Here is a 693-nt window from a genome sequence, read left to right as displayed (position 1 = left end):
GAAATTAGAGCCCGACCAAAATACGATCCGGTTAGGATCGGTGCCTGTCGCCACAGAGCAATGGTATGCATCGCTAATGGTAAAAGATTCAGCCAGCGCATACTGAAACGGGATCTCTTCGCGGGTATAGTAAGCCATCGAATAAGGCGTTTTGAACAGGGGCCAGAATCCGTATTTTCCCTGGTTCCATGCAGCCTGCATATCAGCAAAACCATGAGGGGTGCCTTTGACAAATGCTGCGTTTGAAGTATTCCTACGCGCCCGGTAAGGAGGAACGATCTTCTTGCCATCCGACTGGTAAAAAACTCTCTGGCCGCTTTCCAGCGGGATCGGGAACCGGTCGCCAAAGCCCCTTACGCCCTTCATCGTTCCAAAATAATGATCGAAGGAGCGGTTCTCCTGCATCAGGATCACGATATGCTGCACATCCTTTATAGATCGCGTGGCATTATAGGCTTCCACCGCCAGCGCTTTTTGAATTAAAGCGGGTAACACGGTCGAGGCCATGCCGGCGCCGGCGGAAAGTTTTAAAAATTTTCTTCGGTTGAGCTTAGACATCGATGGTATGATTTATGAATTTCTTACCCGGCGTTATTTAATCATAGATCCCGGATCGTCTCATTAAAGTAATAACGGATCGTATCCGCGCCCGAGCGCTCTGTCCTTACCCATTTTTCATTGCTGAGCGAAGGC

1 protein-coding gene is annotated in these 693 nt (G+C 49.5%); it reads right to left on the bottom strand.

Annotated elements, in window-relative coordinates:
* Positions 1 to 558 (bottom strand): twin-arginine translocation signal domain-containing protein (locus tag JNK74_28970; GenBank protein ID MBL7650214.1); only part of this gene is annotated, 558 nt, incomplete at its 3' end.
* Between the last annotated feature and the right edge of the window lie 135 nt (positions 559 to 693).

This window comes from Candidatus Hydrogenedentota bacterium (genome assembly GCA_016791475.1).
Lineage (GTDB): Bacteria > Hydrogenedentota > Hydrogenedentia > Hydrogenedentales > JAEUWI01 > JAEUWI01.
This window is presented reverse-complemented; position numbering and strand designations above follow the sequence as displayed.